12 protein-coding genes are annotated in these 17770 nt (G+C 45.6%); 8 read left to right on the top strand and 4 right to left on the bottom strand.

The features are described from left to right. Nucleotides 1-37 precede the first annotated feature (37 nt). Nucleotides 38-1354 (top strand): outer membrane protein, encoded by a 1317-nt coding sequence (locus tag H6F77_RS18190; protein ID WP_190489959.1) that lies wholly within the window; start codon nucleotides 38-40, stop codon nucleotides 1352-1354. Between the two features lie 100 nt (nucleotides 1355-1454). On the opposite strand, the gene H6F77_RS18185 is transcribed toward H6F77_RS18190, so the two are convergent. Continuing rightward, on the bottom strand, nucleotides 1455-2255 hold the full coding sequence (locus H6F77_RS18185; protein ID WP_190489958.1) for a class I SAM-dependent methyltransferase: 801 nt from the start codon (nucleotides 2253-2255) through the stop codon (nucleotides 1455-1457). Nucleotides 2256-2454: 199 nt separating this feature from the next. Here H6F77_RS18185 and H6F77_RS18180 point away from each other — a divergent pair, with 199 nt between their 5' ends. From H6F77_RS18180 to H6F77_RS18170, 3 genes are read left to right on the top strand one after another with little or no spacing between them, the layout of a single operon-like run. Further along, on the top strand, nucleotides 2455-3774 hold the full coding sequence (locus tag H6F77_RS18180; protein WP_190489957.1) for a restriction endonuclease-related protein: 1320 nt from the start codon (nucleotides 2455-2457) through the stop codon (nucleotides 3772-3774). Then, nucleotides 3767-7261, top strand: coding sequence for a pPIWI_RE_Z domain-containing protein (locus H6F77_RS18175; protein WP_190489956.1), 3495 nt, complete (start codon nucleotides 3767-3769; stop codon nucleotides 7259-7261). The genes H6F77_RS18180 and H6F77_RS18175 overlap by 8 nt, the downstream gene beginning before the upstream one ends. Beyond that, on the top strand, nucleotides 7254-10034 hold the full coding sequence (locus H6F77_RS18170; protein ID WP_190489955.1) for a pPIWI_RE module domain-containing protein: 2781 nt from the start codon (nucleotides 7254-7256) through the stop codon (nucleotides 10032-10034). The genes H6F77_RS18175 and H6F77_RS18170 overlap by 8 nt, the downstream gene beginning before the upstream one ends. A 65-nt stretch (nucleotides 10035-10099) precedes the next feature. Here the strand turns inward: H6F77_RS18170 and H6F77_RS18165 are convergent, their stop codons facing one another. From H6F77_RS18165 to H6F77_RS18155, 3 genes are all read right to left on the bottom strand, one after another. Continuing rightward, nucleotides 10100-11713: a 2-isopropylmalate synthase gene (locus tag H6F77_RS18165; RefSeq protein WP_190489954.1), complete on the bottom strand. Its 1614-nt coding sequence runs from the start codon at nucleotides 11711-11713 to the stop codon at nucleotides 10100-10102. 164 nt (nucleotides 11714-11877) lie between these two features. Then, a complete protein-coding gene (locus H6F77_RS18160; protein WP_190489996.1) occupies nucleotides 11878-12387 on the bottom strand; it encodes a LabA-like NYN domain-containing protein in 510 nt (169 codons plus the stop codon). Between the two features lie 378 nt (nucleotides 12388-12765). Continuing rightward, nucleotides 12766-13608, bottom strand: coding sequence for a sulfurtransferase (locus tag H6F77_RS18155; protein ID WP_190489995.1), 843 nt, complete (start codon nucleotides 13606-13608; stop codon nucleotides 12766-12768). A 202-nt stretch (nucleotides 13609-13810) separates the two neighbouring features. On the opposite strand from H6F77_RS18155, the gene H6F77_RS18150 reads away from it, so the two are divergent. The 4 genes from H6F77_RS18150 to H6F77_RS18135 all read left to right on the top strand — a co-directional run bounded on the left by H6F77_RS18150 (nucleotide 13811) and on the right by H6F77_RS18135 (nucleotide 17721). Continuing rightward, nucleotides 13811-14686, top strand: coding sequence for a tRNA (5-methylaminomethyl-2-thiouridine)(34)-methyltransferase MnmD (locus tag H6F77_RS18150; RefSeq protein WP_190489953.1), 876 nt, complete (start codon nucleotides 13811-13813; stop codon nucleotides 14684-14686). A gap of 233 nt (nucleotides 14687-14919) precedes the next feature. Next, nucleotides 14920-15906, top strand: a complete 987-nt coding sequence (locus H6F77_RS18145; RefSeq protein ID WP_242022288.1) for a response regulator — start codon at nucleotides 14920-14922, stop codon at nucleotides 15904-15906. Nucleotides 15907-16019: 113 nt separating this feature from the next. Next, a complete protein-coding gene (gene glmU / locus H6F77_RS18140; RefSeq protein ID WP_190489994.1) occupies nucleotides 16020-17387 on the top strand; it encodes a bifunctional UDP-N-acetylglucosamine diphosphorylase/glucosamine-1-phosphate N-acetyltransferase GlmU in 1368 nt (455 codons plus the stop codon). Nucleotides 17388-17391: 4 nt separating this feature from the next. Further along, nucleotides 17392-17721, top strand: coding sequence for a YnfA family protein (locus tag H6F77_RS18135; RefSeq protein ID WP_190489951.1), 330 nt, complete (start codon nucleotides 17392-17394; stop codon nucleotides 17719-17721). Nucleotides 17722-17770 lie beyond the last annotated feature (49 nt).

Here is a 17770-nt window from a genome sequence, read left to right as displayed (position 1 = left end):
TAGCGCACCAATTTATAGACTATCAGGAGTGAACCTAATGAACAGGATGTGTTTTGCTCTTCTAACTGTGGCAGCTACCACAGAAATCGCCCCAGCTAAGAGCCTTGCTCAAATGAGTCAGCCTGAAACTGAGCTAACTATAGCTTCTGAGCTTCAAATGAGGCAGCGTGAAACTCTTGAGTTTCTTCCTCAGCAACTTGAAACTGAACTAACTCTAGCTTCTGAGTTTCAAATGAGGGAATCTCAAATGAGGCAGCCTGAAATTCAGCAGACTCTAGTTTCTGAGCTTCACACTCACAAACCTGAAACTCAGGAGGCTATTCCTCAGCAGCCTCAAGCTAAGGCGCTGCTAACTCAGCCGCATCAAGCTAAGGATCTTCTAACTCAGGAGCCTGAAACTCAGCCAGCTCAAACTCAGGAGCCTCCCATTAAAAAGCCTCAAACTACGAAGGGTTTCTACGGCGCAATCAGTGGAGATGTCAGATTCCTAAATTCAACAACCGTTCAACCAATTGGTGTGGGAATCGACTTTAACACTGGATACGGGATAAATGCAGCTCTCGGCTATAAGTTTAACAACTACCTTCGCCTAGAAGGCCAGGTTTCCTATGGCACTAACGAGATCGGCGATGTCAGGTTGCCAGGGATTCCCAGCGCCACTACTACGGTGACTGACATAGTGCCTACTACGACAACGACTCCCCTAACCATTGCGTCAAACGTAACCGTTCCTACGACAGTAAATATTCCGGGAGTGGGGTTGATTCCAGCAGGGACGGTCATTCCCACAGCAGGAGCAGTCCTTAATCCAGGAACTCCCCCAACGACTGCATCAGTAATAAATGTTGCACCAGGAATCACCATTCCGGCAAACACGCCCATAAACGTGTTCCCAGGGGGAGTACCCACTGCGGGAGGGACTACGACAACAACCAATACGCCAGTAACTACCACAAACACTACGCCAGCAGTTCCCGCAACCACTGTGTCAGCGAGCGGTAGTATTTCTACACTATCGGGGCTAATCAACCTTTACGTTGACATTCCTACAGGCTCAGATTTAGAGCCATACATAGGTGCAGGAGTGGGCGTGTCGAGGGCTTCAGCCAATGATTTAACGGCTACTTATCCCGGAACCAGCCTTACTACTACAGTAAGTGGCACCAGTACGGTGTTTGTTTATCAACTTATGGCTGGCCTTGCCTACAATGTAAGTCCGACAACAGCAGTTACGTTAGGTTATCGGTACTTTAATGTAGCATCGCAATCATTTGAGTTGGGTTCTGGTGGGACAGCAACCGCCGACGGCTTGGGTGTCAACAATATTGAACTCGGTCTGAGGTTCAGGTTTTAGTTTTGTTAGGGTGGAGCGGGCGATCGCGTAACCGACAAAGCCACGAAAGTTGAGAGCGATCGCTACCTTTATAAGGTGGGCAACGCCCACCCTACTACTGTTATTTAGTTGCAACTACAGCTATATTCCAAGCAAACCGCTTCATTAAAGGCAGCTTTTTCACAATTATATCTAACTTTTCTAAACTCCGATATTGCGGTTCCAGTCTTTGCTGTTCAATGATGATTTTCTTCCAGTAACGCTCTTTATTTGGATTAACTTTTTCTATCAAATAAAAGCGCAAGAAAATCCACAGCGTCGCTAGCCAAAACGTATCGTAAGTAGTTTGGGAAAACTGAGACTTGACGAAATTCACAATATTAATATCAAGGGGCGTTTCATCATCAGTCCGCACCTCTGTCGCCATCCGCCGATACACGTTAATAACTGGATTGTGCTTTAAAGGGTCCCAAAAACAAGCTTTACCACCCGGCTTCAAAACTCTATGCATTTCCTTGATGCACGCCTTGGGATCTGGCAAATGGTGCAGCAAATTAGACGCATACACCACATCAAAGGAGTTATCTGGGAAATCTAACTGCATTGCATTCGCAGTGCAACCCTCAATTTGCACGCCATTAGCCGCCGCCAGTTGCAACGCCACTTCCACCATGCCAGGGGAATAATCCGCAGCAACACAAAGAGCGCCTTTTTTAGCGAAATAGACGCTATTTTCGCCAGCACCGCACCCTAAATCTAAGAGACGTTTCCCCCTTATATCGCCCATATGTTCCACGATGAAGCGATTTTCCGGTGCAGTGCAAGCTTCAAAATAATCCTGAACTTTGATTCCTTCTACATCGATAGTTGATGCCCAGTCGTCATGGAATCGCCGCTCTTTTTCTAGGGTTTCTTCTGTCATTTTACCGACTCCTCAATCCCACCTGTGTCGAATTATTCGTAATCATACAGCACGTTTGAGAGTGGTTTTGTCCGCTTTGTTTCCCTGATTAAAAAATGGAAACTATTGAAACTTAATAGAAACATAGAAACTTTTTCTTGACGCTGACTTGTGCGGGTGTCACACTTGGGAAAACTTCTAGAAAAAAGGAGGGAAGCCAGTGAAGATTACCAAGCACCGACAGAAAATCCTGGATGCTCTGCAAGAGTGGTTTCGCATCCATAAAGAGGGGCCAACCCTGGAAGAGTTGTGTCAAGAACTGGGAATGCAACCAAGCCAGAAAGCAACCCTTCAGCGGTGGTTGCAGACGATGCGAGGCATTGATGTGGAGTGGGAAGATCACGCTGCACGAAGTCTCCGCCTCCTGAGATCGGAACCGGAGGAACCCCCAATGCAGATACCTGTACAAGAAACTCTTCGGTATCTGGCGACTGGCGTAGTGGAGTGGGAAAAACAAGAACCAGTAAAACGCGCACACCCACCAGAAGCACTCCGCATCGGGATGTCCAGGATGTATTTAACTTCCCTGCTGAGGGGAGAAGAAGAAAATACCCCAGCGAACCTTCCCGAATTTTTCGACTGGGCAAAACAACCAATTACTAACTGGAAATCAACCCAGGAAATCAAAAACATTTCACCGGATGTCACCCTCATAGAAGACGGGCTAGTTTCCGATTTTGCGACACTTTGGCAAGTTTCAGGCAAAGATGTGGCGGCGCAGGTACAGGAAGCCGCACTTAAAGATGTACTGGAATATTGCAGGGGACATCAGCTGGAAGATGCCTATCGAGAATTTCGCAAGCTGATTATTACTAAGCCCACTCTTGAATACAAAGAATATCGGAAACTGCTATCTTCACCCCAACTCAGGCCACTGCGCGAATTGTTGTCGGGGCTGGATATCTATGTCGATATGGTTAAGTTGGCTTCTGAAAATACATATCATTTATGCCCCCGCTGCAAGTATGTCCAGCGACGACGCGCCGATGATACTTATAGCTGCCGAAACGCATGGTGCGAACGGCTGTGTGCAAAACTCAAACTCGCGCCGCTGCGATCTATTACCAAAGAGGAAGCTGAGGATTGGAAAGCTGTTACTCCAGGCGTGCATTTGTACGGAACACTGCCGGGAATTTGGGAAATAAAGTTGGCAGAAGAACTCACAAAACTGGGTGTTCGTGTCACTCTATGGCCGAATGTTGATGAATTTGACTTACTCGTAGAGTTAAGCCGCAAAGTCCGCTGGGCGATTGATGTTAAAGATTGGTCATGCCTGGATGAGGAACGTTTGCAGAAGGTGAAACATCGTCCTGATGCAACAGAAACCTTTGTGGTTTTCCCACATGAGCGAGAAGAGTCTTTGCGAATCAAGGTGGTGCGCGAACAGTTTGAACCTGAATTGGGCGGAGTGCGTTTGATGCTATTTAGCGAAATCATAGCCAAGGCTAAAGAAATTAGGGAGAATAAAAATCATGCGTGATACTACTAGCTGGTGCAAACAACTGTGCAAAGCACTGCGTAACTCAGATGACCTAAAAGAGTATGTGGTATGTGGTTTGCCTAACGCAGATGCTAAGGCACAATTTCGCGAAATTATGCGTCTTGCCCAACTGATTGCAGATGTGGAATTGGGGCTTACCTTACTTCAGCAAGTTGCACCAGAAGAACCTGCTACTTCTGTCGAAGCGCTGCTTAAAGGATATCGATTTCCTGTTGAACAAATTCAATGTGAGGATAACTGGCAACTTGTACAAAAATGCCGTTTCTATCTAATTCGTCGCAAGGGAAGACAATGGTTGCGATCGCTTTCTGAATATATCAACTTACCTGAGATTTTAAGAATCTACAGCCTGACAGAAGTTGACCAAGTTCCCCAGTTAATTCCATCAAGTACCTACCCGACTCGCTTGCAGCTATATCGCCAAACTCTATTAACAACCCCACAGCACAAAAAACGAGAAGTCAAACTAGCAACTGAGGGACGTTGGTATGCCAAGATTTCCCAAAAGGGTCACTCACCAGTTGAGATTCCCATCCACATTCCCCAAGCAGTTGCTAACATTGCACCCAATTCCTTGGTATCTTTTCATCGTACCCGCGCAGCCGATAATCCACAGCATACTGTCACTTTTGATAAATTGCTGCTAGCAGCCCAGGAAATGGATCGCCAACTAGCTGGCTCTGGGCAGAAGCCAGAAAATTATCATAGCCGTCTGTTAGGCATTGAAGTACAACTATACGATGCTTATTCTGATGATTTTTGTCGTGGTAGCAGCCTAACACTAGAGGGAATTATCCACATTGTCGGTCTTTTAAATGTGGGCAAGTCTACTTTGCTGGAAATTCTGATTTACCACTTCGCCAAGCAAGGATATCGGTGTGCGTTGATAGTAAATGATGTGGTGGCGGCTGTGCGGATCGCCTCGTTGGTTTGGCACAAACTGGGAATTCCAGCGGCACCAGTATTGGGGAGCGATCGCGCCGAACAACTTGAAAAAGTCTATGAATCGATTCTTGCCAATGAGGGCGAGGAAATAACTCAAGGAGGAATGCATCCAGCACTGCGTTGGTTTAGCCCAGTCTGCCCATTATTAGCTTTGGTGCAATCAGAAGATAAGTGGGAATTTGGACAAGAACCCTGCCACAATCTTTACCAAAAAGTTGCAGTATCAGCAAATGGCGACCCCGATAGAGATGATGATTTGGAAGAGCAAAAAGACAAATATACCTGTCCTTTGTATTATAAATGTCCGCGTCATCAGCTAGAAAAAGATATTGGCAAGGCAAAAGTCTGGGTTCTGACAACAGCAAGTTTTATTCATACCCGCGTACCTCGTCAGATTTTTGAAGAAGACCTTACTTTTGCTGAAGCAGTTTATCGAGAGTGTGAGTTTCTATTTGTTGACGAAGCCGATAGGGTACAGGTGCAGCTTGATGAAGACTTTGCACCCAATGAAATCTTAGTTGATATTTCACAAAACTCGTTTTTAAATAAACTCGGGCTCAACAACGCTGCCAATATTTACAACTCAGATCGCAGCAACATGGCAGGCGATCGCTTTGTTGCTTGGACTGGCGCACAGTACCACACGCAAAATGCCACTAACCGCATCTACCACTTGCTCCTCAACCACCCGAAACTCGTTGAATGGTTGGGACGAAACCCCTTCACGGCTCGTTCCCTATTTGCTCGAATTATCCGCGAACTTACCGAACAACTGCCCCAAGAAATTACTAATAATTCACAGTTACGTCGCCATCGAAAGGATTTGATGCAGGCGCTAGACGGATTTTTGCAACATCCTCTAACTCGCAGTCGTGGGGAAGAACTATCAGACCTGGCATTAACATTATTGACGACAGATAGCGATCGCCTTGCATTAGCTGAAGTTGACTCATGGTGTAAAAGATGGCTTGAAGCAAACCATATTTGCCTAGCAGATGAAGCTAAATATGAAGAACTGCTCCGAAACTTACACTTGGCGATTTTAACTACAGTGCTAGATAATCGCTTGGGTTTTTTAGTTGATAATCTTCGCCCTATTAGTCAGGTAGTCAACTTGCACGACTTGAGCCAAGACTTGCTGCATCGCCCACCGTTTGATTATCTGCCAGTTGTGCCAGAGTCGCCAGTCGGTAATATTTTAGGATTCCGGTATATTCGCGATCGCCGCAGCTCCAACCATCAAAAAGGAGGTAAGCTGGAATATTTTCGCTATGTCGGTGTAGGTCGCGCCTTACTTCTAAACTTCCCTACACTCTTTGCAGTTGATGATTGGAATGGGCCGCATACTGTGCTGGTATCAGGCACTAGCTATGCTCCTGGTTCTCCTGCTTATAACATCAGGATTCAACCCACTATATTGCTAAAAACCGCAACTAATAATGGCTCGTGTGGCAATGGAGGTATCGGCGAGAGTGAGTTTTTCTTTAGACCGATGCAGAGCAACGGAAATTATATTGCTCTATCAGGACTTCCGCCTGCAAGAAGGAAGCTGGCTGCTGAAAATTTGGTGAAGGCTATGTGTCAATCTTCTGGAAATGTACCCAGCTTTCTTGATGAGATATTCCAGGATTTAAAACAGCGAGGAGAGGAGAATGATGAATGGTGGGGCGCTCGCGATCGCATCCTAATAATAACTGGCAGCTACGATGAAGCTGACTGGGTTACGTCTATCTTAAAATCCCTCTACCTCTACCGCCTTGAAATTTTTGACGATGAGGGAATTGCCACTCTCCGCCGCGATAATGCTCCCGCTCATCTACGTGGTATTCGTAGGGGCAAAATTCGCGATGTAAAAAACACCCCCACCCAGATTGTAGTCGCCCCTTTGATGGCACTAGAGCGAGGTCACAACATCCTGAACAATCAAGACAAAGCTGCTTTTGGTGGGGCGATATTTTTGAATCGACCTATGCCGGTACCCGATGACTGGCAATCAATTGTCCGACAACTTAACAACTGGGCGCTGGACAATGAAGCAAATACCACTCTATACGAGGAAGCTATATGCAGCGGAGAAACCTTAACACTTACCAAAGTTGCAGACATCTTCTATCGAGATGCAGTTAACGAAATGCTCGAATTGAACTGTACGGCGATGTCATTCCAGCAGTTAACAGAAAAAGAACGCCGCGTACTCTGCTCAACCCAATCAGTGAGTATTTGGCAAATTATCGGGCGGTTGGTGCGCGGTAATGTGCCTGCTCTAGTTTATTTCATGGATGTGAAATTTGCACCCAACTCAGCTAAAGCTAAGGGCGATATCGACAGTAAAACAAACTCAGCTAAGGGCGATATCGACAGTAAAACCACCTCACTTTTGGTCGGAATCATCAAGGTGCTTGAACCTTATATTGAGCGTGATGATAAGCGACCTTTTGAAATAACGCTAGCGCGATCGCTCTACGAAGATTTCTTCAACGCACTCCAACAAATGAAAGGAAGGGATTTAAACTATGACTAAAATCATTCTCCCCGGCGCCTGGGAACTCACAAAAGATGTGCAACGCGATATTTTTGGACTCTATGTTCCTAATTCCTGGCGGCAAATTGCCAACTCCCTTGCTCAGAAGCGTGCCAAAAAAGGTTATCGAGGCGTGCCAGTCTACTCCCTCGATCTTTTAATAGCTGCAAGCTTTCCCAAAATCATCCAAACTGTGCGTAATGGCTGGCAAAAACCCGGTGTACCTTGGTTGTTCGCAACAGAAACCGCAGACCTTTCTAACCTGGGAGATTTAATCAAAGATTGGCTAAGATCTGAATTTAGCTGGTGTCTGGGAGAAGATGAAGTTAATTCTGTTCTCGACAATCTTAACGATGACGATTGGCACTGGGAAGATCCACAAACGTATTCCTTACTTCATCCCCGAAACCAAGCAGAAAAAAATATCCTCTACCAGGCAATTCCAGATTACCTTGCACAAGAGTTTCTCGAAAAACCGACAGTTGCCTTTGGTGCAGATGATAAATACAAACTGACATTCTATCGGGTTGTTCGTCTCAAAGGAGCCGAATTAATGTCATGGCCTCCCGATCCAGTTGTGCTACTAAACTCCCAGGGAGAAGTACGAGAAGACCGCGCCTACATCTCGTTTGTCATCAGTTTTAAATTACAAACAGTCCCCTGGCGCTCTCAACCCATCATCTACCACGAACTTTCAATTCGGCGATGGTTCGCGGAACCTCTGATTAGGGAGAAAAAGAATAACGTACCGTACAAAGGAGCCACCGCTTATATTGGCGATCGCCGTCGTTGGTTGGATGGTCAGCGTCAACCTTTCTGCTTTACTCCACTCATTATGAAGCGTCAAGGAAAGGAAGAAAAGGAACTGAAATGGCCTCAAGCCATCAACGAATTACTTCTTATAAACGACTGCAAAATTCCTGACCCCATTGAGTTAGTTAAAAACCCAACTTACAACTGGATGGGGAACGGTACTATCTCCAGTGGGATAGAAGCTGCGATCTCCTATGACACTCGACATACCGGTGAAATACCCAGCAAACCTGGTGTCAGTCTGCTGGATTTATACAGCCTCGATAAAGCTATTCAAGAACGTCTACCCGTTCAGCGAGTGGGTGAGGCGGTAAAAGTGTCAGGTTCTGTTAAGCCTTTCTGGCCGCTTGATAAACCCAAAAAGCCCAAAATTGCCAATATTGTTGACGACCAAAACCAAGCCACCAAGGAAAAAAAGCCTAAGAAAGTGAAGGTTTCCGACGAGTTATCTACCACAATGCTGCGACCGAAAATCGCAGCACCCGCCGTATTTCGTGAAACTGAAAATACCCTATGCACCATACTTATTCTCTGGGAAACCAAAGAATGTCGAGATGCTCTCATTGCTGAAATTTGTCAGCTACTTTCTTTATCACCAACAGGAGAAGAAAATATCTATAAAGGCTCTCATGGTTCGCTGTGTATCAAGACTCAGCACGTTCAAGACCTCACGCAAAACTTTAATGTTGATGATACCTCAGTACCCGGAAATAACCGCCAAAAACGACGCGATCATTTGCTAGAAGAACGCATTAAAAAGATTGTTTCATTCCTACCTGCACCTGAAGGACTCAGCGGTACAATAATCGAAATTAAGCCTAAACCCTTCATACCAGAAAACGATGCGAAGCTGGCATGGCGAATTGCACCGATGCAAAAAGGCTATGTCAATCAGCACATCCACCGCATAACTTTTACTACTAAGGAAGGCAAGGAAAAAATTACTAACTCTGGCCGAGAACGGGTTAAACGAGCAGTATCAGACTTGCTACGACAGTGCGGAATTCTACCTGCTCCTCCGTTAATCAAGTTGGAAATTGATGGTATCGAGCCTCATGTGTGGCTGACGTGTTTCTATGTCCTGCGGCGCACTAAAAAAACAACTGCCAGCAACAATCCCAATACTGCCGTGCTGATGGTACGAGTTAACCCAGTAACGGGAAAAGTAGAAATGACAACCCCTTCTTTATTAACAAAATGGGTATCTTATCCAGTTGGACTGAAACACCTTCTGAGTGAAAAATGGAACCCAGATTCCTATTTCAATGAAACCACTGAAGACATCGGCGATGAACAACAGCCTTGGGATAAAGAACGCGAACAACGGCTTATTAATAAATTCGTTGCTGACTGTTTGCGCGATTGCCTGAATACTCCAATTGCAGATAATAAATCTCCCAAAATACTATTCATGGCTGAAGCACAAAATGCCCGATTGAAGTTACCTTGGCTACAAAACCCAAATCTATCCGATGCTTTGAAGCAGCTGCAAATTACAAAACCGGGAGAAATAAATCGCTTGTGGATTGTGCGGCTACGAATTGCAGACAGCGGTGAAGTACCCGTAGCTATTGTTAAGGATTCTCCAGGCAGCAAAACCAGCGGTCTATTCTGCTGGCAAGATGTGTGTGATGATGGAGAAAATACGCTCTACCTCAGCGTTAGAAAGCCTTTAACTACTGAACAGGACTTATTACGCAAATCGCAGTCTCGGCTTGATAATGGCAACCGACAAGCTGGGAAGGCGAGATTATTAGAGATAGCGATCGCTCCAAATCCAGAAATCGCACCCGCTCGTCTAGCTTGCTTCGTCCACAGTCTCAGGAGTCGTTGGCCTTATTTTGCCGATGATGTTTCCCTGCCATTTCCTTTTCCCTTTGCAACCAAAGCCAAAGAATATGCTGTTAGTGCCAAGGATACTGTGGAAGCCAGCGAATCCAACGAATCCCTAATTACTTAATAGTATTAGATACTTCAAGTCATTAGGGTATGCAGGGATTTAGGTCTTCGATGCCCGGTGTGGGGTTACACGGTACTACCCACAGCAGTCGCAGGATTTTCCCCTGAGTTCTGTGTAGCCGCATACAGCCTATTCAGGGCGTTGACGTAAGCTTGAGCAGAAGCGACGATAATATCCGTGTTGGCAGCATGACCGGAAAATATCCGTTCGTCGTGCTTCAGGCGAATCGTCACTTCCCCGATTGCATCAATCCCCGCAGTCACTGACTGAACGGAAAACTCAATCAGTTGGTTTGGTACGTTAACAACGCGGTTGATGGCCTTGTATACTGCATCCACAGGGCCAGTGCCAATAGCTGCATCTGTCAGTTCTTCACCAGTTGGCGTCCGCAGCGTCACCGTTGCTGTAGGACGAGAGTTGCTACCACAAGAAACCTGCACTAATTCAACACGAAATAGTTCGGGAGCCTGTTGAATTTCATCATTGACGATGGCTTCCAAATCCCAATCGGTGATTTCCTTCTTCTTATCCGCCATGTCTTTGAACTTGACGAATGCTTTATTGATATCATCCTCTGATAGTTCAAATCCCAATTCTTTCAAGCGAGCGCCGAAAGCATGGCGTCCTGAATGTTTGCCCAGTACAATCTGATTGTCTGTCAATCCGATGGATTGGGCATCCATGATTTCGTAGGTTAGCTTGTTCTTTAGCACGCCATCTTGGTGAATGCCAGATTCGTGAGCAAAGGCATTAGCGCCTACAATTGCTTTATTCGGCTGCACTAGCATTCCTGTTAAGTTGGAAACTAGGCGAGAAGTCTTGTAAATTTGTCGCGTGTCGATATTAGTTAGCGGTTCTTCTGACTCGGCGGGGCGTCCCAAAAATGGGTTGTAATACGATCGCCGCACGTGAAGCGCCATCACCAATTCTTCTAAAGATGCGTTTCCAGCGCGTTCGCCAATGCCGTTGATGGTGCATTCTAGTTGGCGTGCGCCGTTCTTTACGGCTTCTAGAAAGTTAGCGACAGCCAAGCCTAAGTCGTTGTGTCCGTGAACGGAAATAACCGCTTGGTTGATGTTAGGGACATTTTCTTTAATTCCCCGAATTAAGTCACCAAACTCGCTGGGAGTCATGTAACCGACGGTATCGGGAATGTTGATGGTTTTGGCGCCAGCAGCAATAGTGCGCTCTAGTACTTGATATAAATATTCTGGATCGGAGCGGGCTGCATCCATGGGCGAGAATTCTACATCGTCCATGAAGGATTTGGCGTATGCAACCATTTCTTCTGCGATCGCTAATACCTCTGCCCTTGACTTCCTCAACTGATACTCCAGATGAATATCTGAAGTAGAAATAAAGGTGTGTATTCTACCCTTTGCCGCAGGTTTCAAGGCTTTTGCGGCTGCTTCAATATCTGCTTTAATTGCTCTTGCTAAACTACAGATAACCGGGCCATCTTCTGTCCCTACTGTCTTAGCAATCTTCTCAACTGCCTCAAAATCTCCTGGGCTAGCATAAGCAAAACCCGCCTCAATTATATCCACTCCCAGACGAGCTAGCTGTCTGGCAATTATTAGCTTTTCGTCTACATTCAGCGTAGCTCCGGGGCATTGTTCGCCATCCCGTAGCGTGGTATCAAAAATAAGAATCCGATCCCCGTTAGGTTGAACTTCCATAGTGCTAAAGAACATTTCCTCCAAATTTGGTTAATCTGCAATGTTTTTTTAATAGTTATGAGTTTTGAATGATGAGTTCTTACTGATATTGATTATTTATGGTATTTTTTTTAAACTCCTAACTCTTAATTCTTAACTCTTAACTACTAAATTTTGCCAATTACTTAATATTCAACTTTCTCAATATATTCCCGAATATCATTCAGGTCTATATAGCGGTCTGTAGCATTTCGCAATTCTCTGGCAATCATTCCTTCGGTAGATACAACTGTAATATGAGTGCTTTTAGACCGTAATAATTCAATAGCTCGTTCAAAATCGCCATCGCCGCTAAATAAAATTACCCTGTCGTACTGATCTACTGTATTAAACATATCTACGACTATTTCTATGTCTAAATTTGCTTTTTGCGAGTATCGACCAGAACTATCGTCGTAGTATTCTTTAAGAATTTTAGTGCGGACGGTGTAACCTAAGCTAATTAGTGCGTCTCGGAAGCCCCGTTGATCTTGCGGATCTTTTAATCCGGTGTACCAGAAGGCATTGATCAGCATCGTATCGTCTTGTTCTTTTTTGAAGTATTCCAACACTCTTCTGGGATCGAAAAACCAGCCATTTTTTTGTTGAGCGTAGAACATATTGTTGCCGTCTACAAAAATAGACAGACGGTTCATTGGAGCCATAGAAACTAAGACCTAAAATTTGTAGAAATTTATTCGGAATAATTTATTTTAGCAATTACCAGGATAAGGGTTAATGCTACTTATTGCTGATATCCAATTTATTTTTACTCCCAATAGTTCTGCTAGCAGCCGGGAGGCAATAGCGCAAAATGGGGAATAAAAGCCGCAATTTTAAAAACTTTGGGCAAAGCCTGCAAAAAACTGTGCGTATAAACTTTACCTCAGTTGAGGACTAACTAACTGTTGTACTTGTTACCCACGACTCCTATAGATTTTGGATTTAGAATAGACATTTTACTGTAAAACCAATCATATGAGAGAGTTTATGCTTTGGCAACTGAAAGTTTTGTGAAGGTATGATTTTATAGCTCAGCGATCGCTCTCCTCACTTACCAAATAGGAACACCAGTCGCTCCAGCTTCCAGCATAAAGCTTGCCAGTGTCAATCCCTGCTATTTCCAAGGATAATAGGTTGACGCAAGCGGTGACACCAGAACCGCAATAAACCATAATTTCGTCTGCTGGCTTTAAGTCTGCCCACCGCTGACGTTGCAAGGATTCATTATGGAGGTTGCCGCGTTCGTTAGTAGCTTCTTGCCAGGGGTAGTTTACCGCGCCTGGAATGTGACCAGCAATAGGATCGATGGGTTCTCGTTCGCCTCGGTAGCGATCGCTCTCTCGCGAATCAACCAGTAAAACTTCCGGTAAGTCTTTTCTGGCTTTTACAGTTTGAATATCAACTACAAGATGCGATCGCACTTGGGGCACAAATGACCCTGGCGATGGTGAAGGTATTTCTTCAGTCACAGGATACCCAGCGGTCAGCCAGCCAGTCAAGCCTCCATCTAAAATCGCGATGCGATCGTGTCCCAAGTAGCGTAGCAACCACCACAAACGCGCAGCAAAGGCACATCGCGAATCATCGTAAGCGACAACAAAGGTTTCTTGGAAATTTATCCCTATATTTGCTAACTTGTTGGCTAACTCACTTGCGTTAGGCAATGGATGCCGTCCTCCATGTCGTCCCACCGTCGCCGAAAGGTCTTTATTTAGATCTAAATAATGAGCGCCTTGAATGTGGTTGGTGAGATACTGCTTACGTCCCAATTCTGGATCTGCTAAGGAAAAGCGACAATCAACAATTACCACTTGCGAATCGTTGAGGTGTTCGTGAAGCCAAGCAGCGGAAACTACAAACGGTGTATCGGTCATTGGCTTGATATATGCAATCATAAACAGTGTAAAGTCTGAGGGATGCATACAGGCTGATTGTCAATCCCATCTGCTTCCCCACTCGCCTCGATATAACAGAGCTGAATACTCTTTATCTAAACATAATTGTGGCGAACATCAAAATTGATCGTTACAGATTGCGATCGCTTCTTGGAATAAGCTACGCCACTAGCAATTAATTATGAATAAATGGGATAAATTCACACCACAACTAACAGCAGATGGTTCATTCACTTTATTCTCAAATGAGTTTGGAGAGTCATTTCACACCCATTGGGGTGCGCGTGCAGAAAGCCTGATTAAGTTTGTTGACACCGCGCAAATTCAACACAAAGCTCAGCAACCCACCTTGCGGGTGTTGGATGTTTGTTATGGACTTGGCTACAACACGGCTGCTGCACTAGAAAATATTTGGCAAGTTAATCCCAATTGCCGCGTGGAGTTGGTAGGATTAGAACTAGATTCCGATGTGCCAAAAGCAGCGATCGAAGGCGGCCTACTTAATATCTGGAACCCAAATATCATCCAAATTGTCACAGCCTTGGCGACATCTCACCAAGTTAAAACAGACAGACTGCAAGCAACTTTGCTCATCGGTGATGCAAGAACAACAATTGGGCAAATAGTTGAGTCAGGCGTCCTTGCAGATGCCATTTTTCTCGACCCCTTTTCACCCAGGAAATGTCCGCAATTGTGGACAGTCGAGTTTCTGGATAAGGTAGCAAAATGCCTCAAGCCAGATGGTAGACTGGCTACATATTCGTGTGCCGCTGCCGTGCGGACAGCACTTAGGGCAGTTGGGTTAAAAATTGCATCTTCCGCACGAGTAGGTAGGCGATCGCCCGGAACTGTCGCAAGCTTCGCAACAGAGGATTTACCGCCACTTTCTAAACAAGAAGAAGAACATTTACAAACAAAGGCTGCCATTCCCTACCGCGATCGCAATTTGTGCGACTCAGCCGCCGCCATTTTGCTTCGTCGTCAAATTGAGCAACAAGCCAGTACTCTAGAACCTAGCTCCCATTGGAAAAGACGCTGGTTAAACTCTACCCACTAAAATTAATCGATCTATGTAAGTAAATAAAGTAATTTATAGTCAGCCCCTCCGAGTAAGGCCAACCATCAAGAATATTAATAAAACTTCAGATAGCCATAGTAGCTTATTCGCAAAAATTTTTACGTGAAAAAACTGATTTCGCGGTTACGCTCATACACCATACTGGAAGCAAATTGCGGCGCTATATTATGCTACATTCATTAAATGGATCCGATTCTTCAACACAGCAGTCTTTGTCAGCAAGCTTCCTTGATTCCGATCGGCCAAAGGTGCTTGTTGTTGACGATCATCCCTCCAGTCGGATGACAGCAGTCGCACTCCTGTCAGTCGAGGGATACGAAGTATTAGAAGCAGATAGCGGCTCAGCGGCATTGGTGCGAGTGGGAGAGTGCAACCCGGATTTGATTTTGTTAGACGTGATGATGCCGGGGATGGATGGATTTGAAGTGTGCCGTCGCCTGAAGCAAGAAGAACAGACGCGCCTGATACCCGTTGTTTTTATAACAGCTTTGAATGACAGGCGATCGCGCATTATGGGCATTGAAGCTGGTGGAGATGACTTTCTTACCAAACCCTTCGACCGCCTTGAACTAAGCGCCAGAGTCCGCTCCCTCATCCGCCAAAAGCGCCTCAATGAAGACCTAGACCATGCTGAAAAGGTTTTGTTTTCTATTGCCGGAACGGTCGAAAGCCGAGATCCCGCTACTGGCGACCACTGCGAAAGACTCGTCACATTAGGTGCAGCATTCGGTAATTTCCTAAACCTTCCCCGCAATGAAGTGCGCGACTTGATGTGGGGGGGTCATCTCCACGATATAGGCAAAGTAGGCGTTCCCGATTCCGTTCTGCTAAAGAAAGGCAAATTGACCCCCGAAGAGTGGGACATTATGAAGCAGCACGTCATCATAGGCGAAAACATTTGCAAGCCGCTTCGCACCATGCGTGGAGTTATCCCCATCATTCGCAATCACCACGAACGTTGGGATGGCACGGGTTATCCCGATGGTTTAGTTGGCGATGAAATTCCCTATTTGGCTCAAGTATTTCAAATTCTTGATATCTACGACGCCCTAACAAGCGAACGTCCCTACAAAAGAGCTTTTACCCCAGATGAAGCCCTAGAAATTATTGCCGAAGAGACAGCAAAAGGTTGGCGCAATCCCAAACTTATAGAGCAATTTACCACCTTTATTCGCACTACCCACCTACCACAGACGTAGCCAGCAGCAGTCAGCGTGCAATAATTAGGAGTTATGAATTTTGACTTTTGAATAAAATCAAAACTCAAAACTCAGACGCGATGAATCGCGTCTCTACAAGACTCAAAACTATTATGGTAGCGGTAGCAATTCTAGCGGCTGGACGTGGGACGAGAATGAAATCGGAGCTTCCCAAAGTGTTACATTCTTTGGGCGGTCGCAGTCTCGTCGAACGAGTTCTTAATAGTTGTCTGGATCTCGATCCATCGCGGCGTCTCATCATCGTGGGATATCAAGGCGAACAAGTTAAAGGCGCCTTGGGGTCCTTCGAGCGCGTGGAATTTGTCGAGCAAAACCAGCAACTCGGAACAGGTCATGCCATTCAACAATTAATCCCCCACCTAGAGGGATTCACAGGCGATCTACTTGTTTTAAATGGGGATGTGCCCTTACTGCGACCCCAAACCCTCAAACATCTGCTGCAAACTCACAAGCAGCATGGCAACGCCGCCACCCTATTAACCGCCCAGATGCCTAATCCTAAAGGTTATGGGCGGGTTTTTTGTAATGGCGAAAATATGGTCAAACAAATTGTGGAAGACCGCGATTGTTCAGCGGCTCAGAAGCAAAATCGCCGCATTAATGCGGGTGTCTACTGCTTTAGCTGGCCAGAATTGGCGACTGTGCTACCCCAATTAAGGCCTAACAATGACCAGCAGGAATATTATCTGACGGACACGGTAAATTACCTGAATCCAGTAATGGCTGTAGATGTTGAGGATTACCAGGAAATTCTCGGCATTAATGACCGCAAGCAATTAGCGGCGGCTTATGAAATTTTGCAAACGCGGGTGAAGGATGGTTGGATGGCGGCTGGGGTGACGCTGATTAATCCAGAGACGCTTACGATTGATGACACGGTGCAATTAGAAGCGGATGTGGTTATTGAACCGCAAACGCATCTGCGCGGAAATACAGCGATCGCTTCTGGTTGTCGCATCGGGCCTGGTAGCCTTATTGAAAATAGCAAAATTGGTGCAAATGTCACCGTGCTTTATTCGGTAGTTACCGATAGCGTCGTGCAAAACAACTCCCGAATTGGCCCCTACGCCCATTTGCGCGGTCATGTGGAAGTAGGCGAATCTTGCCGCATTGGTAACTTTGTGGAATTGAAGAATAGCAAATTGGGCGATCGCACTAATGTCGCGCATTTGTCTTATCTGGGAGATACGACAACAGGCAATAAAGTTAACATCGGTGCTGGGACAATTACTGCCAACTACGACGGCGTTAACAAACATCCAACCAAGATAGGCGATCGCTCTAAAACTGGCTCCAACAGCGTCCTAGTCGCACCTGTAACATTGGGCGAAGATGTCACCGTAGCTGCTGGCTCTGTAATTACAGAAGATGTACCCGATGATAGTTTGGCGATCGCTCGCGCCCATCAAGTTGTTAAACCCGGTTGGCGTTTAAAATCCAAGTCAGATAAAGCGCAGTAAAAAGATGCAAATTGTCAAGTCTCTGCTCTATTTCTTACTAGCTGGGTTGTGCGAAATAGGCGGCGGCTACCTTATATGGCTTTGGTTGCGGGAAGGTAAAAGTATCTGGTTTGCTGTATTTGGGGCAATAGCGCTAATTATTTACGGCATAATACCAACCCTGCAACCAGCTAATTTTGGGCGAATTTATGCAGCATATGGAGGTTTCTTCATCATTCTGGCAATTCTTTGGGGATGGCAAGTTGATAAGATACGTCCAGACAAATTTGACATATTAGGAAGTGCGATCGCTCTGCTGGGCGTACTGGTGATGATGTATGCGCCAAGAGTTTAACTTACAGAAGTTTGCTATGGCGATCGCTTGCTTATTTATCTGGGAAAGT

Source organism: Microcoleus sp. FACHB-831 (assembly GCF_014695585.1).
Taxonomy (GTDB): Bacteria; Cyanobacteriota; Cyanobacteriia; order Cyanobacteriales; family FACHB-T130; genus FACHB-831.
The sequence above is the reverse complement of the archived record's forward strand: the minus strand, read 5'-3'. Positions and strand labels throughout refer to the sequence as shown.